The organism is Pararhizobium sp. O133, from assembly GCF_051669845.1.
Lineage (GTDB): Bacteria > Pseudomonadota > Alphaproteobacteria > Rhizobiales > Rhizobiaceae > Pararhizobium.
This window is the reverse complement of sequence record NZ_CP196426.1, coordinates 1,561,710-1,583,292: the sequence shown is the minus strand read 5'-3', so window position 1 is coordinate 1,583,292 and position 21,583 is coordinate 1,561,710. Positions and strand designations below refer to the sequence as shown.

The window sequence follows — 21,583 nt, the reverse complement described above, 5'->3', positions numbered from 1 at the left end:
CCATCAGCCTTCCGGATAGGGCCGGGTCATCAGCATGCCCAGTTCAGGACGCGCCGCCGTCTCGCCGCAGAGCCTGAGGCAGGCCCAGGCGGTGGCCAGATTGCTGCTCACCACAGGCTTGCCGATTGCCTGCTCGATCCGCGCGACCACCTCGGCGGCCCGCACGGCCGTGCAGGATATGAACAGCGCATCCGATTCCGGCGCCATGGCTTGGCCCGCAAAACCGACGATCTCATCATGCGAGATCCGCGCCATTTCGCGGTCGTCGGTGAGGCCGAGGCAGGTGAAGCGGTCGATCGTAAAGCCGAGCTGCTCGAAATATTCGGCCATCGGCCGGCTTGTCTCCACTGTGTAGGGGGTCAGCACCGAAATCCGCTTCGCGCCGAGTGCGCGCAAGCCCTTGACCGCCGCAGCCGTCGGCGTGACGACCGGTACGCCCGGTTTTGCAGTCTGAACCGCCGCCTCGATCTGCTGGTCGCCGATGACCACCGATGCCGAGGTGCAGGAATACATCACCACATCGAGCGGCTCGTCGGGCAGGATGAGCGCCGCCGCGGCCGTCAGCGATGGCTGCATCTTCCTCAGGTTCTCCGGCGTCACCGGATTGGCATAGGGGATGCGGGTGACATAGACGCCGATCCGCTCGCTTGCCACCATGCGCTGGAAATCGACTTCGGTCGTGTGATCGGTCGCCAGAATGATGAGGCCGATGCGCTTTTCAAGCGGCCGGTCGTCGAGGCGCGGCGCGCGGGAGGCGGTGTCGATTGTCACGGTCATCGCTCGTCCACCCGGGCATAGCGTTCTTCCAGCCAGCGGAGCGCCACCACGGAAATCAGGCTGATGACGAGGAAGAACACGCCGACCATGGTGATCGGCTCGATATAGCGGTAATTGCTGTTTGCAATGCTTTTCGCCTGGTTCATCAGTTCCAGCACGGTGATTGCCGAAAGCAGCGGCGTTTCCTTGAACATGGCGATGAAATAATTGGCGAGCGCCGGGATCATCGGCGGGATGGCCTGCGGCAGGACCACATGGATCCAGGATTGCCGCGTGCTGAGATTGGCGGCGCGCGCGGCTTCCCATTGTCCGCGCGGGACATTGTCGATGCCGGCGCGATAGACCTCCGCCGCATAGGTGCCGTAATGGATGCCGAGCCCGATCACGCCGGCGGTCAGCGGCGACAGGCGGATGCCGATATCGGGCAGCACGTAGAAGATGAAATAAAGCTGCACCAGCAGCGGCGTGCCACGGATGAAATCGGCCGCGAAACCCACGCTGCGCGAAACAAGCCGGTTGGAAGAACGCTTGGCGATGGCCAGCACCATGCCGAAGATGGCGGCAACGATCGCGCCGAGAACCGTGGCGATGATCGTGATCTTCAGCCCTTCGAGAAGGGTCGGCATGATTTGCCAGACGAAAGCCCAATCCCATTCCATTGTCAGACCCTCACCCCGTCAAGTCCACGCGTCGCACGCCGCTCGAGCCAGCGCACGCCAGCGGATATCGCCCAGGCCATGGCGAAATAGAGAACCAGGATGGTGGCGAAGGGAACCAGCGTATTGCCGGTCTGGGCCCGCACGACCTGCGCCTGGAAGGTCATGTCGGAGAGCGAGATCAGCGAGACCACGGCCGTGCCTTTCAAAAGCTCGATCGCATTGTTGCCGAAGGTCGGCAGCATCAACGGCAGCGCCTGCGGCAGGATGATGTACCGCATCCGGTGATAGCGGCCGAGATTGAGCGCGACGCAGGCCTCGTGCTGCTCGCGGCCGATGGCCCGCACCGCGCCGCGCACCACCTCGGCACCATAGGCACCGACATTCAGCCCGAGCGCCAGCACCCCGGCCTGCAACGGCGTCAGCGTGATGCCGGCAAAGGGCAGCACGAAATAGACCCAGAACAACTGGACGAAGATCGATGTGCCGCGGAAGAACTCGATATAGACGGTCGCCAGCGTCCGCACCGCGAAAAAGCGCGACATGCGGCCGAGACCGGCGGCGAAGGCGACGACCAGTGCCAGCACCGAGCCCATGATGGTGAGCTTGATCGTCACCCATGCGCCATCGAGGATGAGCGCTATATAGCCGGACCAGTCGATCATCGTGCCTTCTCTATCCTTGCCGGTTCAGCCTCAAAGTTCGCAGTTTTTTGACTGTTCAAGCCCAACTTCTTCTCCGTCATCCTCGCCCTTGTGGCGGGGATCCAGCAGCGCCGCGTCTGCGGCGCGAAAGAACTCTTTTCACGCGGCGGACGCCGCGTGGCTGGATTCCTGTGACAAGCACAGGAATGACGGAGAAGAATGATGGATCTCCGTCAATCGAACGCGGGCAGAAGGCAAACCCTCCGCCCGCATCTCGTTTTACTGCGCGGCCGCGCAGAGCTTCTCGCGGCTCGTCGACATGGCGGCGGCGGCCGAGAAGCCGTAGGGCTCGATGATCTTGGCGAATTCACCCGATTCCTTCAGCTTGGCCAGTTCCACGTCGAAGGCATCGCGCAGCGCCTCGTCGCCCTTCTTGAAGGCGGCTCCGTCGCAATAGACCGGAGCACCCTGGACCGGCGCGATGACCTCGAGATTCGGGTCATTGGCCTTCTTGACCAGGTCGTTGATGGACAGCACCGGCAGCGAATAGGCGTCGATGCGACCATCCTGCAGCATCTTCAGGCCGCTCTGGCCGTCCGGCACGACGATGACACGCTCGCGCGGTACGCCGGCTTCGAGCGCCAGCTTCTCTTCCGTGCCGCCGCCCGGCGCGCCGATCGTGGCGGACTGGTCCTTGGCAACGTCTGCATAGCTCTTGAAGCCCTTCGGATTGCCCTTCTTGACCAGCATCGCTTCGGCATCGCAAAGGACCGGCTCGGAATAGGCAACCGTGGCGCAGCGCTCCGGCTTCATGAACAGGCCGGCGGTGACGGCGTCATGGCGACCGGCCTGCAGGCCCGGGATCATCGCGCCATATTCGGAGATCGAGGCAACGACATCCGGAACGCCGAGGCGCTTGAAGACTTCGCGGGCTACATCCGGCGCCGCACCCGAAACCTTGCCGTCGGCACCGACGGCGGTGAAGGGCGGTTCGTTGGCAATGGCGATACGGGCAAAGCCCTGCGCCTTCAATTCTTCCAGCTTCGCATCGTCGGCGAAAGCCGGCGCTGCCGTCGAAAGCGCCATCAATGCCGAGGCGGCTGCGGTCATCATCATCAAATGCTTCAGTTTCATCGTTCCATCTCCTCTGGATTTTTCCGTTTTTATGGGAGGCATTGTCCGCTCGCCGGGGCGATCAGACGCGGTGCCCTGCCGCAATGATCTTGCGCAGGAAGGCCTGCGTGCGCTCCTGCTTGGGATTGCGGAAAATATCGTCCGGCTTGCCCTGCTCGACGATCTTGCCCCGATCGAAGAACAGCACCCGGTCGGCGAAATCATGCGCGAAGCCCATTTCATGAGTGACGAGCAGCATGGTCATGTCGGTTTCCGCCGCCAGCTTGCGCATGACGTTCAGCACTTCCTCGACCAGCTCCGGATCGAGCGCCGAGGTGACCTCGTCGAACAGCATGATCTTCGGTGAAAGCGCCAGCGCACGGGCAATCGCGACGCGCTGCTTCTGCCCGCCGGACAATTGCGCGGGCATGCTCTTGGCCTTGTCGGCCATGCCGACCATGTCGAGAAGCTCCATGGCCCGCTTCTCGGCGATGGCCCGGGCGACACCCTTGGTCAGCATCGGCGCGAGCGTGATATTGTCGAGCACGCATTTGTGCGGGAAGAGATTGAAATGCTGGAAGACCATGCCGATCTTCTCGCGCATCTTCTGCAGATGCCGCTCGTCGGCGTCAACCAGGCCGCCGGCCTTCTCCATATGGTAGAGTTGCTGGCCCTCGACCTCGATATGGCCGCCATTGATCTTTTCCAGCGTCATCAGAATGCGCAGGATCGTCGTCTTGCCTGAGCCGGAAGGGCCGATCAGCGCCAGCTTCTCGCCCGGCATGACCTCCATCGACAATCCGTCGAGCACCGTCAGCGGTCCGTAGGCCTTGGTAATGGTATCGATCCGGATGATAGGCGAAGGCATGCACGTCTCTCCGTGTTGAGACCGGTGATGCCTAACGATGACCACTCATGTAAATCATGTCAATTGCCTAAATAATATCATGACAATTATTCTGGCTGTGCCGAAAAATTGATCATTCCATCAGATCGCCAGCAGCAGAGCTTCAGGATTTCCCTGCGCCAGCGAGGCGACGATGCCGAGTCCGGCGCGCAGTTCGGCTTCCGATGTGGAGCCGAGCGAAATGCGCACGGCCGGCGCCCACCCCTGGTCGGCAGTGCGAAACGAGGTGCCCGGCGCAATCGCCACCCCCCGCAGGCGCGCCTGCGCCACGAAACCTTCCTCCGTATGATGGCAGGTCAGCGGCAGCCAGACATGCAGGCTCTGCGGATGGGCGTGGTAGGTAAGCCCGCCCAGCATTTCGGCTGCGATCTCATGGCGCAGCGAAAGCGCCCGGCGCTGCCAATCGACCAGTTCCATCGCCGTGCCGTTGCTCACCCAGCGCGTAGCGATTTCGGCGATTGCCGGCGTTGCCATCCAGTTGGAGACGAGGTGACGGTTGGCAACGGCGGCGACATAGCGGTCGGGGGCGACCAGATAACCGATGCGCAGGCCGGGCACGGTGATCTTGGTGAAACTCGTGACATAGAGCGTGCGCTCGGGCGCAAAGGCCGCCACAGGCGGCGGCCGGTCTTCGACCAGGGGGCCGAGGATATCGTTTTCGATGATGGCGATATCGTGCTTTGCAGCGACCGCCGCCAGCGCCTGCCTGCGTTCCGCGCTCATCAGCGCCGCTCGCGGATTGACCACCGATGGCTGCAGGAAGACGGCGCGGATCGGCCCCTTGCGACAGGCGTCGTCGAGCGCCTCCGGGATCATGCCGTTCTCATCGATCGGCAAGCCTTCGAGGTGAATGCCGAGATAGGTGGAGAGCGGCACCAGCGTGTGGTGGCTGATCGCTTCGGCCGCCACCGTCGATCCGGGCGGTGCGACGCTCATCAATGCCACCGTCATGCCGGAAGTCGCGCCGTTTGTCAGATTGACATTAAGCGGCGAGACATCGAGGCCGCACTGAGCCAGCCATTCGGTTGCCACGGCCCGGTGCCGGGGAAAGACCATATTCGGCCGGAAGGAAAGGGCAGAGCTTGACGGCAGGTTTTCCGAAAGCCAGCCGAAGGCTTCCCGCATCCGCTCCAGATGAAGCTGCTCGCAGACGGGCTTGAGGATCGACAGGTCGATCAGTTCGCCCAGCCGTTCCGGGAGATAAGGCGGCTCCGGCTCCTTGGCGCGGGTCTGGACGAAGCTGCCGCGCCCGATCTCGCCCGTCACCAGGCCACGACGGATCAATTCGTCATAGGCGCGGCTGACCGTCTGGATCGACAATTTGAGATCGTCGGCCAGCTTGCGGTGCGTCGGAAGCTGGGCGCCGGCCAGAAGCTTGCCCTCCTGAATCGCCCGGGCAATCTGCTCGGCAAGCGACAGATAGGCCGGTCGGCGAAGTTGTAATGGATCGGGGCGCCAGTTTGTCATGATTTGACAGTGATAAAATTCATGTCAATTGACAATCCGGAAATTGCATTCCACTGGTCTTTTTCATAGTCTTGCCTTGATTTCCACCTTGGGACACCTGCCCGCATGAAGCTCGACGCTATCGACCTGCGTATCCTTGAGGCTGTCCAGCGCGATGGCCGGATCACCAAGGTGGCCCTGGCCGAGGAGGTCGGCCTGTCGCCGACGCCGTGCTGGATGCGGCTGAGGAAGCTGGAAAAGGCCGGCATCGTCTCCGGCTATCACGCCCGTATCGCGGTACGGCGCGTCGCACCCGTCGCCAGCGTCATGATGGAGGTGACGCTCGGCAATCATCGCCAGGCGGATTTCGACCGTTTCGAGCGCGCCATTGCCGGCATCCCCGAAATCACCGCCTGCTGGTCAGTCGGCGGCGGCGTCGATTACATCCTGAAGATCATGGCCGCCGATATCGACGCCTATCAGCGGCTGGTCGATGGATTGCTCGATCGCGAACTCGGCATCGCCCGCTACTTCACCTACATCGTCACCAAGACGGTGAAGGAGGAGACCGCCCTGCCGCTCTCGGTGCTGCTTTCCGACGGAGATGCGCCGGACGCCGGCTAGTGGATTCCTCTGCGGCGGTCCGTCCTTTTGGACCAATCCTCTTTCATCCTCCCGCTCAACAGACAATCTCTCGCATCGAAGCTGTCAGACTTCGCACAGATCGAATTGTTTCGATTGATGTGCCGGGATGCTCCTGTGGGTGTCGCATCACTTACCTCCCGTCATTCCTGTGCTTGTCACAGGAATCCAGCCACGCGATGTCCATCGCGTGAAAGAGCCTTGCGCGGACGCGCCGCTGCTGGATTCCCGCCACAAGGGCGAGGATGACGGAGAGAATTGAGACCGGGCGCATCAGCGAGACCTTGCAAATGGACGAGAGGAGACCGGATGAACGCCGTATTCGCACGCCCCGCCTGTCACGACGCCCTTGAACGGCTGAAGGACAAGCATCTGTTGAAATCGCTCGCCTATGTCGGCGGCCGCTGGGTGGCAAACAGCGCCAACCGCACCTTCGAGGTCAAGGATCCCGCGTCTTCCGTACCGGTCGCCTGGGTGGCGGCACTCGATGCGGACGAGACCGGCAAGGCGATCGAGGCCGCCGCGGACGCCTTCCCCAAATGGCGCGCCCTGCTGCCGCAGGAGCGTGCCGCCATCCTGCGCAAATGGTACGAGCTGATGCTTGCCGCCAAAGACGATCTGGCGCTGATCATGACATTGGAGCAGGGAAAGCCGCTGGCCGAATCGCTGGGCGAGATCGCCTATGCCGCCTCTTTCATCGAATGGTACGCCGAGGAAGGAAAGCGGCTGAACGCCGAGAGCGTGACCAGCCACCTTCCCGGCGCAGAGATGATCGTGCGCCGCGAAGCGCTCGGCGTCGTCGGCATCGTCACGCCATGGAATTTCCCCTCCGCCATGGTCACCCGAAAGGCCGCCGCCGCCCTTGCCGCAGGCTGTACCGTCGTTGCCCATCCCTCGTCCGAAACGCCGCTTTCGGCGCTGGCGCTGGCGGAACTCGGCGAACGGGCCGGCATTCCGGCCGGCGTCTTCAATGTGCTCACCGGCAATGCCGCGACCATCGTTGGCCGCATGTGCGAGGACACGCGCATCCGCGCCATGAGCTTCACCGGCTCAACTGAAATCGGCAGGCTGATTGCCGGGCAATGCGCGCCCACCATGAAACGGCTGGTGATGGAGCTTGGCGGCCATGCGCCGCTGATCGTCTTCGATGATGCCGATATCGGCAAGGCCGTCGATGTCGCCATCAACGCCAAATTCGCGACCTCCGGCCAGGATTGCCTCGCCGCCAATCGCATCTTCGTCCAGCGGCCGATCCTCGATGCCTTCAACACGGCCTTCAAGGCCCGCATCGAGGCGCTGAAAGTCGGCACCGGCCTTGAGCCCGATGTCGAGATCGGCCCGCTGATGCACGAACGCGCGGTGGAAAAGGCCGAGGAGCATGTGACGGATGCCGTCAGGCGCGGCGCAAAATGCCTGACGGGCGGCAAGCGCCACGCGGCCGGACCGCTGTTCTACGCCCCGACGCTTTTGACCGACGTGCCGGCCGAAGCCCTGATCATGCACGAGGAAACCTTCGCGCCGGTTGCCGCCGTCACCGCCTTCGATACGGAAGAGGAGATCATCGCCCGCGCCAACGACACCGAATATGGCCTGGTCGCCTATGTCGTCACCGAGAACGGCGCCCGACAGATGCGGCTTGGCCGCGCGCTCGAATACGGCATGGTGGCGATCAACCGGGTGAAGATCACCGGCGGCCCCATTCCCTTCGGCGGCTGGAAACAATCCGGCATTGGCCGCGAGGGTTCCCGCCACGGCCTCGAAGCCTTCACCGAACTCAAATATCTCTGCATCGACACGGCCGCCTGACGCCGTCCAACTGCATTTTGGAAAACACTCAGACAAGGAAATAGATCATGTCCGAACACAGCAACGAAATGAACGCCTGGGACCGCGACCACTTCTTCCATCCCTCCACCCATATGGGCACGCATGCGCGCGGCGAGACACCGACGCGGATCATCGGCGGCGGCGAAGGCGTCTACATCACCGATACCAACGGCCGCACCAGCCTCGATGCCTTTGCCGGACTCTATTGCGTCAATGTCGGCTATGGCCGCCAGAAGATTTCCGATGCGATCGCCAACCAGGCAAAGAACCTCGCCTATTACCACGCCTATGTCGGCCATGGCACGGAAGCCTCGATCACGCTCTCGAAGATGATCATCGACCGGGCGCCGGAAGGCATGTCCAGGGTCTATTTCGGCCTCTCCGGCTCGGATGCCAACGAGACCAATATCAAGCTGATCTGGTACTACAACAATATCCTCGGCCGCCCGGAGAAGAAGAAGATCATCTCCCGCTGGCGCGGCTATCACGGCTCCGGCGTCATGACCGGATCGCTCACCGGGCTCGAGCTCTTCCACAATCTGTTCGACCTGCCACGCGCGCCGATCCTCCATACCGAGGCGCCCTATTATTACCGCCGCGCCGATCGCGGACAAAGCGAGGAGCAGTTCTCGCAGCATTGCGCTGACAAGCTGGAAGAGATGATCCTCGCCGAGGGTCCCGATACGATCGCCGCCTTCATCGGCGAGCCGATCCTCGGCACAGGTGGCATCGTGCCGCCGCCGCAGGGCTATTGGCAGAAGATCCAGGCCGTGCTCGACAAATACGACATCCTGCTCGTCGCCGACGAAGTGGTCACCGGCTTCGGCCGCCTGGGCTCTATGTTCGGCTCCGATCATTACGGCATGAAGCCGGACCTCATCACCATCGCCAAGGGCCTGACCTCGGCCTATGCGCCGCTCTCCGGCTCGATCGTCTCCGACAAAATGTGGCGGGTGCTGGTGGAAGGGTCCGACAAGATGGGCGCCATTGGCCACGGCTGGACCTATTCCGCCCATCCGATCTGCGCCGCCGCCGGCGTGGCGAACCTTGAACTGGTGGATGAGCTCGGGCTTGTCGAGAATGCCGGCTCCACCGGCGCCTATTTCCGTTCCGAACTGGCAAAGGCCGTGGCGGACCACAAAAACGTTGGCGACGTGCGCGGCGACGGGCTGATGGCGGCGGTGGAATTCGTCGAGGACAAGGATGACCGCGTCTTCTTCGATCCGTCCCGCAAGATCGGCCCGCAGGTTTCGGCCGCCCTCTTAGAACGCGGCGTCATCGGCCGGGCCATGCCGCAGGGCGATATTCTCGGTTTCGCCCCGCCGCTCTGCCTGACCCGCGAAGAGGCCGACACGGTCGTCAATGCGGCGGCAGATGCCATCAAAGCGGTGCTTGGCAGATAATTCTGTTCCTAAGACGACGGCTGCCGTGCACTTGATAGGCCACGGCAGCGGCGAGTTGCCCGCTGGATGTGCGGCGAGCAACTCGCTCTTAGCCCTTGCGGGTCACGAGCCTCGTATCGAGATTGGCTTGGAGCGCCTCTACTCCACCTTCCGTGCCGTGACCGGAATCCTTGATGCCGCCGAGCCCCCTGCGCTCGCTAGAATTTCGTTCAACTGCCTCTGCGTAAACGGTTTCGCAAGTCTCGGCAGGTCGATGTTGATGCCGTCTGGCAGCTCGGCGTATCCGGTGGCGAGGATGACTTTCAGGTCGGGATAAAGGTCACCGATCCTTGTTGCAAGTTCGGCCCCGGTCATATGCGGCATCGCGTGATCGGTGATCACGACATCCGGAAGCGGCCCGGCTTTCAATATCTCAAGAGCTTTCTCGCCCGAATGTGCTTCGATCGGTCGGTGTCCAAGGTCCTCCAGCATTAGCACTGTGTTCATCAGCACGAGACCGTCGTCATCGACAGCAAGCACAGTCAATGGCCTGGCTGGCGCGATTTCGGGTTGCTCGACAGGGATCAGCGAGGATTCATCGACGACATCCGCGACCGGAAGCCACAGTTCTGCGGTTGTACCCATCCCCTGCCGCGACTTGACGACAAGGCGTCCTCCAGATTGCGCCATCAGGCCTTGGACCATTGGCAGGCCGAGGCCCGTCCCCTTGCCGACACCCTTGGTTGTAAAGAATGGAGTGGTCGCCTTTCCAAGGGTTTCGGAATCCATGCCCTCCCCCTCGTCCTTGACCGATAGACAGACATAATCGCCGGCACTCAAGTCCTTCATCTGTCTCGCGATAAGCGTCTGCTTCCGGGCGGAGATCGTTATCAAGCCGCCGTCCGGCATCGCATCGCGGGCGTTGACCACCAGATTCAGTAGAGCGTTCGCGAGCTGGTTCGGGTCGGATTGCACCTTTGGAAGCTTCAGTGGGAACGTCGTGCTGATCTCTATCCTTGGCCCGATGGAGCGTTGCAGCAACTCCGCCATCTCCGAAACCAACGCCGGAACTTCGACCGGTTCCAGCTTAAGGTCCTGTCTACGAGAGAAAGCAAGCAGCCTCTGGGTCAATGAGGCGCCTCGTTTCGCGCCGTTGATTGCGTTGTCGATCAGACCGAGGATTTCCGGAAGTGCGGCGGCCTTCTTCCTCGCGATTTCCAGGCTGCCAAGGATTGCCATCAAAAGATTGTTGAAGTCGTGCGCCACACCTCCAGTGAGTTGGCCGACGGCTTCCATCTTCTGAGCCTGGAAGAGTTCCTCTTGCGCACGCTGGAGGGCCTCCTGGACTTCTCGCTTCTCCGTGATGTCGCGCGTCACCTTGGCGAAACCGATCAACTTGCCCTCGTCGTCGCGGATCGCGTCGATAATGACGGTTGCCCAGAAGCGGGTGCCGTCCTTGCGAACGCGCCAACCCTCTTTCTCGAAGCGTCCCTCCTCTGCGGCGATCATGAGAGCCTTCTTCGGCCGTTCGGCCGCACGGTCCTCTTCGGTGTAGAACCGCGAAAAGTGCTGGCCAATGATCTCCTCGGGATCATATCCCTTGATGCGCTGGGCACCCGGATTCCAACTGGCGATGTTACCGTCCGGATCGAGCATGTAGATGGCATAATCCGTGACGCCCTGAACCAGGAGCCGGAACTGCTCCTCGCTCCGCTTGAGCACCTCTTCCGCGATCTTTCTTTCGGACAGGTCCCGGGTGATCTTGGCGAAGCCAACGAACTGGCCCTCATGGTTGCGGATCGCGTCGATGACGACATGCGCCCAGAAGCGCTCTCCATCTTTGCGCACACGCCAGCCCTCGGCTTCGAACCGGCCCTCGCTCTCGGCGGTGGCAAGGGCCTTTGCTGGAATACCGGCGGCCTTGTCCTCAGCCGTATAGAAGCGGGAGAAATGCTCACCAAGGATTTCCTGCTCGGTATAGCCTTTGAACCTCTGCGCGCCGGAATTCCAGCTACTGACGTGCCCATCGGCGTCGAGAAGATAGATGGCGTAGTCAGTGATGGCGTCCACGAGAAGGCGGTAGCGCCCCTCCGCGGTTGCGGTCTGGAGTGTAATGGCGCTGGCTTTCATGCAAATTCCTCAGGACTCCCAATTGCCTCAAGTCGGCTGGAGATAGGCTTTTCCACATGTAAAGCAAGCTGTCACAGGACGCGAACGTAGTGAGCTTGCGACCGCCTTCATGCTGACCGGACTTTCCAGATGACCACAATGACCTGTGGTGATTAGCCGACCATGATGGCTGCGACGTCCTCGGCCAGAGGCAAGTTCGACGTCGCGCGGGCCGAAGCCGTCGAAAGGATGGGGTGTTTACGGATTTGCGGATTTCTTCGACGAGAAACCATTGCCTTATCGACAGCAGACCGACTCCTTTCGGGTGCTCAAGCGGGTCGTGTGATCGACCGGACAGATGCGTGAAACCATTGCCTCAACGTGCTCGGTTAGCCAGCAATCGCCGGCGAAGCGGATATATATAAATTCGATATGAATTCATTTAATTTATGTGCGTTGTCATATGAGCGAATGAGTTGCATCCATTGGGCAAGAGGTTGCTTGGCTTCCAGAACTTCAATTTCCTTTCATGCGCGGAGAGGTTTCCCGATGACAACAAATACCGATGTCCAGCTTTATATTGGTGGCGCCTGGAGGAAGACCAAAGATACCCTTCCCGTCGTAAACCCGGCCAATGAGGACGTCATCGGAACGGTTGCGGTTGCGGGCTCCGCCGACCTTGAGGACGCGTTGACCGCCTCTGCGGACGGATTTCGCGTCTGGAGCCGGACATCGCCGTGGCGGCGGGCTGAAGTCATTTTGAAGGCTGCCGCCCTGCTTCGCGAACGAAGCGAAGAGATCGCCCGATCCATCACGTTGGAAAACGGCAAACCCATAAGCGAATCGCGGGCAGAGGTGATCCGCGGTTGCGAGTTTTTCGAATGGGATGCCGGCGAATGCGTTCGGCTCTATGGCCGGGTAATTCCCAGCGAGCCCGGTGTCCGCTACGTCGTCGTGCACGAGCCGATCGGCACCGTGGCGGCGTTTTCGCCCTGGAACTTCCCGATGAGCCAGCCGGCTCGCAAGATCGCCGGAGCCATTGCCTCGGGCTGTTCGATCATCATGAAAGCCTCCGAGGAAACCCCGACCGGCGTCGTGCACATTGCTCGGGCGTTCGAGGATGCCGGCCTACCGCCAGGCGTGCTGAACCTGGTTTTCGGCATCCCCGCGCATATCTCCGAATTCCTGATCCCGCGCGAACAGATCCGCATGATCGCCTTCACCGGCTCGACCATCGTCGGCAAGCATCTGACAGAGATCGCCGCCCGTCACATGAAGCCGGCATTGATGGAACTCGGCGGCCATGCTCCGGTCATCGTTTGCGACGACGCCGACCCCATTGCGGCCGGCATTGCTTCGGCAAGCCGCAAGTATCGCAATTCCGGTCAGGTCTGCACGTCGCCGACACGCTTCTTCGTCCATGAAAGCATCTATGAGCGCTTCACCAAGGCCTTTGTCGAAAAGGTTCAATCCATCACGGTCGGCGACGGTCTGGACGGCGCGACCGAGATGGGCCCTGTCGCCAATGATCGCCGCATCGAAGCCCTGCAGGCATTGGTGGATGATGGCAAGGCAAGGGGCGCAAAGCTGCTCTGCGGCGGCGGTCGCCTGCAGAGGCGGGGCTATTTCTTCGCTCCCACCGCGCTTGCCGAACTGCCGGACGACGCCCGCGCCATGCGCGAGGAACCATTCGGTCCGCTGGCCCTGATCAATCCGGTCCGCTCCATCGACGAGGCGATCGAGAAGGCAAACTCGCTTCCGTTCGGTCTCGCCGCCTATGGTTTTGCGCGTTCCGCCGCCAATGTCGATCGGCTGGCACGCGGCATCGAAGCCGGCAATGTCTCGATCAACACTTTGGAAGCGTCCCGTGCGGAGACGCCCTTCGGAGGCGTCAAGGAAAGTGGCCTCGGGCGCGAAGGTGGCGCCGAGGGGCTCTATCACTACATGGTCGTCAAGAATATTTCGCATGTCGTGGAGTGAGACGGTCTCGGCGGCTCGAATTCGGAGCCGCCGCTTCACCCTGCCGGACGATCGTATGCGACGTCAGCCGGCGGTTTGATTTACCAGCGCCAGAAGAGCCTGTGACAGGGCGGTGTCCCTGTCGCGAAGCTCCATCAAGAGATCGAAGTGATTTCGACCCGGCACTTCCAGCATCTGGGTCCTATATCCGGCGCCGGACCACGCCTCGGCGAATGCGACCGACTGGCGCTTGAAGCCTGGTGCTTCCCCTTCGGCCCAGGCGACGACGACCGGGCAACCGGCACGCGGCAGATGCCGGATCGGGCTCAAAACCGAAACGGCCTCTTCGTCGAGCGACAGCCATTCCTGTGCAAAGCTCGCGGCGATCGGGGCGAGATCGAACAGCCCGCTCATCGGCAGCGCCGATTTCACCAGCGTTTCCGGCACTCCGAAGGCTTCGTGCCAACCGTTGGCAAGCACGGTGCCAACGAGGTGGGCGCCGGCCGAACTGCCGCCGATATGCATACGATCAGGATCGATGCCGTATGTGCGGCCATTGTTCCAAAGAAACGCCAGTGAAGCGCGCACCTCGCGCACGATTTCGCCAAGCGACACGTCCGGTGTCAGACGGTAGTCGATCACGGCGGTGGCAATGCCTTCCTTCGCCAGCATGCCGGCCATCATGGCGGAATCATATTTGGAAAGCGCGCGCCAGTACCCTCCATGGACGAATACGAATACCGGACGCGGCGTACCGGAAACATCGGTACCGAAAATATCCAGCGACTGGCCGCTGTCGCTATCGTAGACGATATCGGCATGGGTCAGCCACGGATCGCGCACCTCGTCCGAGGTCTGGCGATAGGCGCGCATTTCGTCGGGAAACCGGTCGCCTACCGTGGCACGAGCATTGTAGTCTGCGTCCAGCCTCTCGCGCGGCCACGAGCCTTCTTCGGCGAGCATTCGAGCCAACACACTCATATCAGGCTCCAACCCGTAGCAGCGTTTCGTAGTGGTTTCATTTCGGTCTCATACTCGAACTCAGAGCACCAAGCCTGCTGACCGATTTTCGATCAACCTGACGATGTTGAGCGCCGTCATTTCCGAGGATTTCGGATTGCTTGCCAGCGGACGATTTTGCAAGCGGATTTCAAGGGTGCCGAAATCGCCCTCCGCGCGGATCTCATGGGCATTGAGTGTCGCCAGAGGATCGGCGACCAGCGTGATCCGGGTCCGGTCGAGCCCCAATCCGGCGAGAGAGGTTATCACGGCAACATTGGCATTCTGCGGAAAATGGTCCGCCGCCTCCCGCGCAGTCCCTTCGAAGAAGAGGAATGGCGCCGCAAGGTCATCCAGATTGCACAGCTTTTCTGCCGGCGTGCCACGCCAGGCTTTGGCGGGCTTTACGATACGGTGCTCCACATGCGCAAGCCCCAGCCGGGAAGCGGCTGAAAGCGCATCGATACCGCCGAGCGCACCCGGTGGAACGAGCAGTCGGCAACCGCGCTGCCTTGCGAGGCTGATGAGCTCGCCAAGACCCGCTTCATCGACGAATGCGGATGTCGAGGACACGGCAAAATCCATCCCCGCGGCCAAGGCGGCTCGGCCGAAAGGAAGAACGCTTTCCCGTCCGGCAACTTCGACGGCGATGCCGGCGCCGGTGCCGGCAAGGTCGGCCGGGCGACAGATCAGCTGTGCCCCGCCCGGCAAGCCCTCACGGTGCTGTCCGGCATCGCGTACGGCGACGGCAACGATGCGCGCGCGGGCTTTGCGTTCGGCAAGAAGAGCGGTCACGCGTTGGCCGATCGCGCCCCAGCCGACGAGACAGATCGCTTCAGACTCCGACATAGCCCTGCACCTGTTCGTAGTCGCGGTCGAGATCGTCACCACCGCCAGACCAGACGGTGCGTCCCTTTTCGATGATATAGTGCCGGTCGGCCAGCCGCTTCAACACGGCGAGGTTCTTGTCGATCAGCAGGATCGACTGGCCGGCGGCGCGCAGCTTGCCGATGACGTCCCAGATCTCCGTCCGGATCACCGGCGCGAGCCCCTCGGTCGCTTCATCGAGGATCAGCAGCCATGGATTGGTCATCAGCGCGCGGCCGATGGCCAACATCTGCTGTTCGCCGCCGGAAAGCGTTCCCGCCGCCTGCCCCGCCCGTTCGCGCATGCGTGGAAACAGCTCATAGATCCGCTCCAATGTCCAATTGTCATCTCGCATCTGGCGATTGGCCGCGGTGGCAACGAGATTTTCCCGCACAGTGAGTGTGGGGAATACCTGTCGTCCCTCAGGCACAAGGCCGACGCCAAGCCGTGCGACCCTTTCGGGCGCCTGGCCGGTCATCTCCCGGCCACCGATGGTCACGCGTCCGCCGCGGGCGCCGACAAGGCCCATGATCGTCTTGATCGACGTGGTCTTGCCCATGCCGTTCCGTCCCATCAGGGTCACGCATTCGCCTTGTCCAACCTCAAACGAGATATCGAACAGCACCTGGCTGTGCCCATAGCCGGCTTGAAGTCCCTGCACACTCAGCATGGTTCACCCTCGGTTCCGAGATAGGCCTCGCGCACCTCGGCGCTGGACGATACCTCCTGGGCATTTCCGGTCATGATGATGCGACCATAGACGAGGACGGAAATGCGGTCGGCCAATGCGAAGACGGCATCCATGTCGTGCTCCACGAGCAGGATCGTCACCTTGCCGCGCAGCGTCTTGAGAACCTCCACCATTTCCTGGCTTTCGGCATGGCCCAGCCCGGCCATCGGCTCGTCGAGCAGCATGACCTTGGGCCGCCCGGCCAGCGATACCAGCAGTTCCAACTGCTTGCGCTCGCCATGGGAAAGGTCGTCGACGACGATCTCGCTGCGCCTGCCGAGCGGGCTTGCCGCAAGCAGTTCGTCCGTCTCCTGCCATACATCGCTCCTGGCCGATAGCCGGTCAAGAATGCGCATGTTGTGGCCGCGGCGTGCCTGAACGGCGACGCCCAGGTTCTGGCGCACGGTGAATTCACCGAGCAGGCTTGTGACCTGGAAAGTGCGCCCGAGGCCGAGCGCCACGCGGGCGGCAGGGCCGAGACGGGTGATATCATGACCGCCGAGCATGATCTTTCCGCCGTCCGGCAGCAGGTTGCCGCATAGCTGATTGATCAGCGTCGATTTTCCCGCGCCGTTTGGGCCGATCAGGGCATGGATATGTCCTTCCTCCAGTTGGAACGTCACGTCGTCGGTCGCTGTCAGACCGGCGAAACGCTTTACCAGCCGTACTGTTTCGAGGATCGTTGTCATGCTGCCCCCTTGTTGAAACGGGACAGAACCCCTGCGATGCCGCCCTTGCTGCCAAGCACGACGAGCAGCAAAAGGATGCCGAGCAGCAGCTGCCAATGCTCCGTCCAACTGGCCAGATAGGTCTGCAGGATAATGAGCGCTGCCGCGCCCCAGATCGGGCCGATGAACGTGGCAACGCCACCGAGGATGACCATGATCATCAGTTCGCCGGACTTCGTCCAGGCCAGTGTATCGGGGCTGACAAACCGCATGAACACCGCCATCAGCGCGCCTGCCAATCCGGCCCCCATGCCGGACAGCACGAAGGCGAAAAGCTTGTAGCGGAACGGCTCGACCCCAAGCGAGCTCATGCGCTTCTCGTTCTGGCGGATACCGGCCAGCATCGATCCGAACGAAGAGCCGATGACGCGGCTGAGCCAGGCGAAGTAGAGCACGGCCACGACGAGGATCACGTAATACATCGCCGTCTTGTCGCGCAGGCTCAATCCGAACAGCATATTGGCATTGCGCACGATGATACCGTCTTCTCCGCCATAGCCGTTCAGCGAGACGAAGAAGGAGAACAGCATCTGCGCGAATGCCAAGGTGATCATGATGAACTGCACCCCGCCGGTTCTCAGCGCCAGCGCGCCGATCACCAGCGCCAGCAGGCCTGACACGAGCAAAGCGGCAGGAAGCGTCAGCAACAACTGGTCGGTTCCCGGGATGAAGCCCAGCAAGGGCACACCTTCCGCCTTGTGGAAATACAGGATGCCGACGACGTAATTGCCAATGCCGAAGAAGGCCGCGTGGCCGAAGGACACCATGCCGCCGAAACCCAGGGCGAGATTGAGGCTCGCAGCGGCGATGGCATAGATCATGACACGGGCGATGAGGCTTGGCAGCGCAGGCTGCTGCAGCGCCGGAGCCAGATATGGCACAGATGCCAGACAGGCGATCAGAATGAGATAGAGGATCGGTCGGCGCATCTCTCAACCCTTCATCGGAAACAGGCCCCTGGGGCGGGCAAGCAGAACCAAGGCCATCAGCAGATAGATTCCCATGGCGGCGATACCACCGCCAAGTGCATCAGCGTCCGCGGCGGCCATGACCTGCCACAGCATTCCCGGGACAAATGCGCGAAGGCTTGTATCGAGCACGCCGAGCGCGATACCCGCGACGAAAGCGCCCTTGACCGAACCGACGCCACCGATGACGACGACCACGAAGGTTGCCAGCAGAATCTGCTCGCCCATGCCGACTTGCACCGCCACCACCGGGGTCATCATGAAACCGGCAAGCCCCGCCAATAGCGAACCGAGACCGAAGATCGCCGTGTAGAGCAGATTGATGTTGACGCCCAGTGCGCGAACCATATCGCGATTGGTCGATCCGGCCCGCACCAGCATGCCGATCCGCGTGCGGTTGATCAGCAGGTAGAGGCCGAGCGCCACCAGCAATCCCGCAAGAATGATCAGCAGGCGAAACGGCGGATAGAGCAAACCGGGCAGCAACTCGATCGGCTGGGCGAGCGCTTCGGGAAGCTGGATGAAGATCGGCTGGCGGCCGAACAGCAACACAGTCGTTTCGTTGAAAATCAGGATCAGCGCGAAAGTCGCCAGAACCTGATCGAGATGGCTGCGGTTATAGAGCCGCCGCATCACGCCCAGTTCCACCGCGACACCCGTCGCTGTCGCCGCCAATAGGGCAGCCGGCAATCCAAGCCAGAAGTTTCCGGTGGCGCTTGCCACCCAGGTGCCAATGAAGGCACCCACCATGTAGAGCGAGCCATGCGCCAGATTGATGACGCCCATGATGCCGAAGATGAGCGTCAGCCCCGCCGCCATCAGGAACAACATCACGCCGTAGAGCAGGCCGTTCAGCAGTTGTTCGAATATAAGTGTCATTCACCCCGGTCCCGTCGCTTTTCCACCGGTTGGCGGAGATCGAAAAGGAAAGGCCCGGGCTGACGGAAGTCGCACCCGGGCAGGATCGCGTTGATCAGAGCTTGCAATCCTTGGAGTAGATGTCGCCGTAGTTCTCGACCAGCTTGCGCACGGTCTTGGTTGTCGGCACGCCGTCAGCGCCCTTTACGACTTCGAGCAGGAACCAGTCCTGAACCGGATGCTGGTTCGGACCGAAGCTGAAATTACCACGAACGGACTGGAAGTCGGCCTTGGCTATCTCGGCGCGGAAGGCGGTGAGATCGTCGATGCCGCCGGTCTTCTTGAGCGCCGAAGCGATCAGCCGAGCGACGTCATAACCTTGCGTGCCATAGTAGGTCAGCGGCCGATCCGGATAGGTTTCCTTCCACTTTGCAACCAGCTCCTTGCTGGCAGCATTGTCGAAGTCGGGGCTCCAATGCGAGGTGACCTGCAAGCCGACAGCTGCGTCGCCGAGGCTCTTCAGCGCGACAGCATCGCTCGACGGCTCGGAAAGAACCATCGGAATCTGGCCGAGCAGGCCGGACTGTTGGTACTGGCGCAGGAAGGCGATGCCGAGGCCGCCCGGATGAAACTGGAACACGACATCCGGCTTTGCAGCGCGGATTTGCGCCATTTCGGCCGAGTAGTCGGTCTGGTCGAGCTGGGTATAGGTTTCGCCGACGATCTCGCCGCCGAACTTGCGCTTGAAGCCGTTCAGCGCGTCCTTGCCTGCCTGGTAGTTGGGAGCAAGGATGAAGGCGCGCTTGTAACCCAGTTCCTTGGCGGCAATGCCGGAAGCTTCGTGCAGCGAATCGTTCTGCCATGGAATGACGAAATAGTTGGCATTGCATTCGGCGCCGGCGAGGTTCGAAGGCGCTGCGTTGGCGCTGATATAGATCCCGTCATTGTCGACGACATCGGGCACGACCGCGCCGGCGATGTTCGAGAAGATGATACCGGTCAGGATCTTGATATTCTCGTCGCCCATGAATTTTTCGGCGATCTGGCGGCCGTTTCCGGGCTTGTTGGCGTCGTCTTCAACGACGAGTTCCACCGGCACGCCGCCGAGCTTGCCGCCTTCCATGTCGATGGCCAACTTCATGCCGTCGCGGACATCCTGGCCGAGATAGCCGCCCGGCCCGGACAGCGTGGTGATGACCCCGATCTTTACCGGCTCCTGGGCATAGGTTGCGGTTGCGCCCATCACGGCAAGCGTAACTGCGAAAATCGATTTTCCGAACTTCATGGAGTTCCCCTATTTTTGTGTTGAACGCTCCGCTCTCTCTTTGAGAACGGAGTAAAGCCTCAAAGCTGTACCCAGCCCTCCGGCGGCACCTTTCCGGGATGGAGCGTTCCGCATTTCGGGCAGGTGCGCAGTTTTTCATCGGCGTAGAATTTGGCGTAGATCGGCGGCAGGTCGTCGACGATTGATTCCAGATCGACCTCGGCGCGATGCACCAGCGTCGTGCATTCGAAGCAGTACCATTCGACAGCGTCCAGCAGGCCTTCGGGGCGGGCCGGCTCGATGACCAGGCCGATCGAGCCTTCCTGCGGACGCTGCGGCGAATGACGCATATGCGGCGGCAACAGAAAGATTTCGCCTTCGCGGATCGGCACGTCGTAAAAATCGCCGGTTTTCGTATCGTGCAGCTTCAGCAGCATGTCGCCTTTCAGCTGATAGAAGAATTCCTCAACCGGATCATCGTGATAGTCGGTCCGTCGGTTGGGGCCGCCGACGATCGTTACCATCAGGTCGGCGTCCTTCCATATCTGCTGATTACCGACCGGCGGCTGCAGTAAATGTCGGTGTTCGTCGATCCATTTTTGCAGATTGAATGCGCTGAGTTTTGCCAATGCCGTTCCTCCTCTTGTCGATTTCAGGCCAGCTTCAGACCACAGGTCTCTAAAGCTTCGCGGACCTCCCGCTTTTCCTCGTTGGTCAGGTTGAGAAGCGGCGCGCGAACGGGGCCGCCCACCTGGCCAAGCAATTCCTGCCAGTATTTCTGGTGTGCATGCGGCTTCTCGGCCGGCTTGGAGCGGCGGAAGGCATCGCGTATCGGCTGCAGGCTGGCGCTGACGGCCTTCGCCTCCGCTGCCTTTCCGGCAAAGGCCAGATCGGTATATTCCCGCATGCGCTGGTCTGCCTTGGTCTGGTGCGTGTAAGGCGGCGAAGAGCAGAGATAAAGCTGCCAGCCGAGCTCCAGCACATTGTCGAGCCATTCCTCTTCCGAGGCCGTGGAAACGAGAATACGGTCGCCGGCCAGCTTGGTCAGTGTCTTGTACATCTCGCGCGGCACGGAATATTTGATCGCCACCACGGTCTCGATGTCAGCCAGCCGGCTGCAGAGTTCCGGGCTCATCAGGTAGCCACTGTCGGGATGCGACCACAAGGCGATACCGATATCGACCTTCGAGGCGATCGTTTCATAGTAGCGGGTCAGGGTCTCGTCCTGCGCTTTAAAGAAATTCAGTATCGGCGCATGGACGACGATATAGTCGGCGCCGCAGGCTTGGGCATGTTTGGCCAGATCGATCACCACGTCCATATTCTGGTCGGAGCAAGACATGATGGTCTGCGCTCGCCCCGCTGCCGCATCGACCGAGAGGTCGAACAGGCGCTTGCGCTCGTCTACCGACATGGAGAAAAACTCGCCTTGCTTTCCGGCAATGAACAGGCCGTCAATCCCGAGATCGCCGATCCAGTGCTCCATATTGCTACGAAACCCATCTTCGTCGATCGCACCGTCGGCGCGAAACGGTGTATTGGCGGCAGCCCAGATGCCGCGCATCGTGGCGCGGGAATGGGCCTTGGCATTCTTGCGGTCGTATTTCATGCGTAAACCTCAATAACCCGGTTTGCCGCCCGGATGCGCGTGTAAAACGAAGAAATCGCGTGGCAAATAGCCGCCAAACTGCGGCTCGCGTCCCGACT

General features: G+C 61.5%; 20 protein-coding genes. 4 read left to right on the top strand and 16 right to left on the bottom strand.

Translation table 11 applies throughout. The annotated features are described in order from the left end of the window. Nucleotides 1–3 precede the first annotated feature (3 nt). From eutA to ACST81_RS07600, 6 genes are all read right to left on the bottom strand, one after another. Nucleotides 4–777, bottom strand: coding sequence for an ectoine utilization protein EutA (gene eutA / locus ACST81_RS07625; RefSeq protein WP_438752298.1), 774 nt, complete (start codon nt 775–777; stop codon nt 4–6). Then, entirely contained in the window at nt 774–1,436 is a 663-nt protein-coding gene (gene ehuD / locus ACST81_RS07620) for an ectoine/hydroxyectoine ABC transporter permease subunit EhuD (protein ID WP_438752296.1), read from the bottom strand. The genes eutA and ehuD overlap by 4 nt, the downstream gene beginning before the upstream one ends. A 2-nt stretch (nt 1,437–1,438) precedes the next feature. After that, nucleotides 1,439–2,098, bottom strand: a complete 660-nt coding sequence (gene ehuC / locus ACST81_RS07615) for an ectoine/hydroxyectoine ABC transporter permease subunit EhuC (RefSeq protein ID WP_438752295.1) — start codon at nt 2,096–2,098, stop codon at nt 1,439–1,441. 258 nt (nt 2,099–2,356) lie between these two features. Beyond that, nucleotides 2,357–3,211, bottom strand: a complete 855-nt coding sequence (gene ehuB, locus ACST81_RS07610) for an ectoine/hydroxyectoine ABC transporter substrate-binding protein EhuB (protein WP_438752293.1) — start codon at nt 3,209–3,211, stop codon at nt 2,357–2,359. Nucleotides 3,212–3,272: 61 nt separating this feature from the next. Next, nucleotides 3,273–4,058, bottom strand: coding sequence for an ectoine/hydroxyectoine ABC transporter ATP-binding protein EhuA (ehuA, locus tag ACST81_RS07605; RefSeq protein ID WP_438752291.1), 786 nt, complete (start codon nt 4,056–4,058; stop codon nt 3,273–3,275). 120 nt (nt 4,059–4,178) lie between these two features. Further along, on the bottom strand, nt 4,179–5,564 hold the full coding sequence (locus tag ACST81_RS07600; RefSeq protein ID WP_438752290.1) for a PLP-dependent aminotransferase family protein: 1,386 nt from the start codon (nt 5,562–5,564) through the stop codon (nt 4,179–4,181). 105 nt (nt 5,565–5,669) lie between these two features. On the opposite strand from ACST81_RS07600, the gene ACST81_RS07595 reads away from it, so the two are divergent. From ACST81_RS07595 to ACST81_RS07585, 3 genes are all read left to right on the top strand, one after another. Next, complete coding sequence (locus tag ACST81_RS07595) at nt 5,670–6,167, top strand: Lrp/AsnC family transcriptional regulator (protein ID WP_056336155.1); 498 nt, start codon at nt 5,670–5,672, stop codon at nt 6,165–6,167. A gap of 327 nt (nt 6,168–6,494) precedes the next feature. Next, nucleotides 6,495–7,991, top strand: coding sequence for an NAD-dependent succinate-semialdehyde dehydrogenase (locus ACST81_RS07590; RefSeq protein ID WP_438752288.1), 1,497 nt, complete (start codon nt 6,495–6,497; stop codon nt 7,989–7,991). 47 nt (nt 7,992–8,038) lie between these two features. Then, nucleotides 8,039–9,415, top strand: a complete 1,377-nt coding sequence (locus tag ACST81_RS07585; protein ID WP_438752286.1) for an aspartate aminotransferase family protein — start codon at nt 8,039–8,041, stop codon at nt 9,413–9,415. A 138-nt stretch (nt 9,416–9,553) separates the two neighbouring features. Here ACST81_RS07585 and ACST81_RS07580 read toward each other — a convergent pair whose 3' ends face one another. After that, the gene (locus tag ACST81_RS07580) at nt 9,554–11,524 is read right to left on the bottom strand and encodes a PAS domain S-box protein (RefSeq protein ID WP_438752284.1); all 1,971 of its coding nucleotides are present in this window, start codon (nt 11,522–11,524) and stop codon (nt 9,554–9,556) included. 528 nt (nt 11,525–12,052) lie between these two features. On the opposite strand from ACST81_RS07580, the gene ACST81_RS07575 reads away from it, so the two are divergent. Beyond that, nucleotides 12,053–13,483 (top strand): NAD-dependent succinate-semialdehyde dehydrogenase, encoded by a 1,431-nt coding sequence (locus ACST81_RS07575; RefSeq protein WP_438752283.1) that lies wholly within the window; start codon nt 12,053–12,055, stop codon nt 13,481–13,483. Between the two features lie 63 nt (nt 13,484–13,546). On the opposite strand, the gene ACST81_RS07570 is transcribed toward ACST81_RS07575, so the two are convergent. The 9 genes from ACST81_RS07570 to ACST81_RS07530 all read right to left on the bottom strand — a co-directional run bounded on the left by ACST81_RS07570 (nt 13,547) and on the right by ACST81_RS07530 (nt 21,485). Continuing rightward, nucleotides 13,547–14,443, bottom strand: a complete 897-nt coding sequence (locus ACST81_RS07570; protein WP_438752282.1) for an alpha/beta hydrolase — start codon at nt 14,441–14,443, stop codon at nt 13,547–13,549. A 60-nt stretch (nt 14,444–14,503) separates the two neighbouring features. Continuing rightward, nucleotides 14,504–15,310: an aspartate dehydrogenase gene (locus ACST81_RS07565; RefSeq protein WP_438752280.1), complete on the bottom strand. Its 807-nt coding sequence runs from the start codon at nt 15,308–15,310 to the stop codon at nt 14,504–14,506. Further along, complete coding sequence (locus tag ACST81_RS07560; protein ID WP_438752278.1) at nt 15,297–15,998, bottom strand: ABC transporter ATP-binding protein; 702 nt, start codon at nt 15,996–15,998, stop codon at nt 15,297–15,299. Before ACST81_RS07560 ends, ACST81_RS07565 begins: the two co-directional genes overlap by 14 nt. Continuing rightward, the gene (locus ACST81_RS07555) at nt 15,992–16,747 is read right to left on the bottom strand and encodes an ABC transporter ATP-binding protein (protein WP_438752276.1); all 756 of its coding nucleotides are present in this window, start codon (nt 16,745–16,747) and stop codon (nt 15,992–15,994) included. Before ACST81_RS07555 ends, ACST81_RS07560 begins: the two co-directional genes overlap by 7 nt. Next, complete coding sequence (locus tag ACST81_RS07550) at nt 16,744–17,715, bottom strand: branched-chain amino acid ABC transporter permease (RefSeq protein ID WP_438752274.1); 972 nt, start codon at nt 17,713–17,715, stop codon at nt 16,744–16,746. Before ACST81_RS07550 ends, ACST81_RS07555 begins: the two co-directional genes overlap by 4 nt. A 3-nt stretch (nt 17,716–17,718) precedes the next feature. After that, complete coding sequence (locus tag ACST81_RS07545) at nt 17,719–18,633, bottom strand: branched-chain amino acid ABC transporter permease (protein WP_438752272.1); 915 nt, start codon at nt 18,631–18,633, stop codon at nt 17,719–17,721. Between the two features lie 94 nt (nt 18,634–18,727). Continuing rightward, nucleotides 18,728–19,897 carry an ABC transporter substrate-binding protein gene (locus ACST81_RS07540; RefSeq protein WP_438752270.1) on the bottom strand — a complete coding sequence of 390 codons (1,170 nt, stop codon included), beginning with the start codon at nt 19,895–19,897 and terminating at the stop codon, nt 18,728–18,730. A gap of 59 nt (nt 19,898–19,956) precedes the next feature. After that, the gene (locus ACST81_RS07535; protein ID WP_438752269.1) at nt 19,957–20,505 is read right to left on the bottom strand and encodes a 3-hydroxyanthranilate 3,4-dioxygenase; all 549 of its coding nucleotides are present in this window, start codon (nt 20,503–20,505) and stop codon (nt 19,957–19,959) included. Nucleotides 20,506–20,528: 23 nt separating this feature from the next. Further along, complete coding sequence (locus ACST81_RS07530; protein ID WP_438752267.1) at nt 20,529–21,485, bottom strand: dihydrodipicolinate synthase family protein; 957 nt, start codon at nt 21,483–21,485, stop codon at nt 20,529–20,531. Nucleotides 21,486–21,583 lie beyond the last annotated feature (98 nt).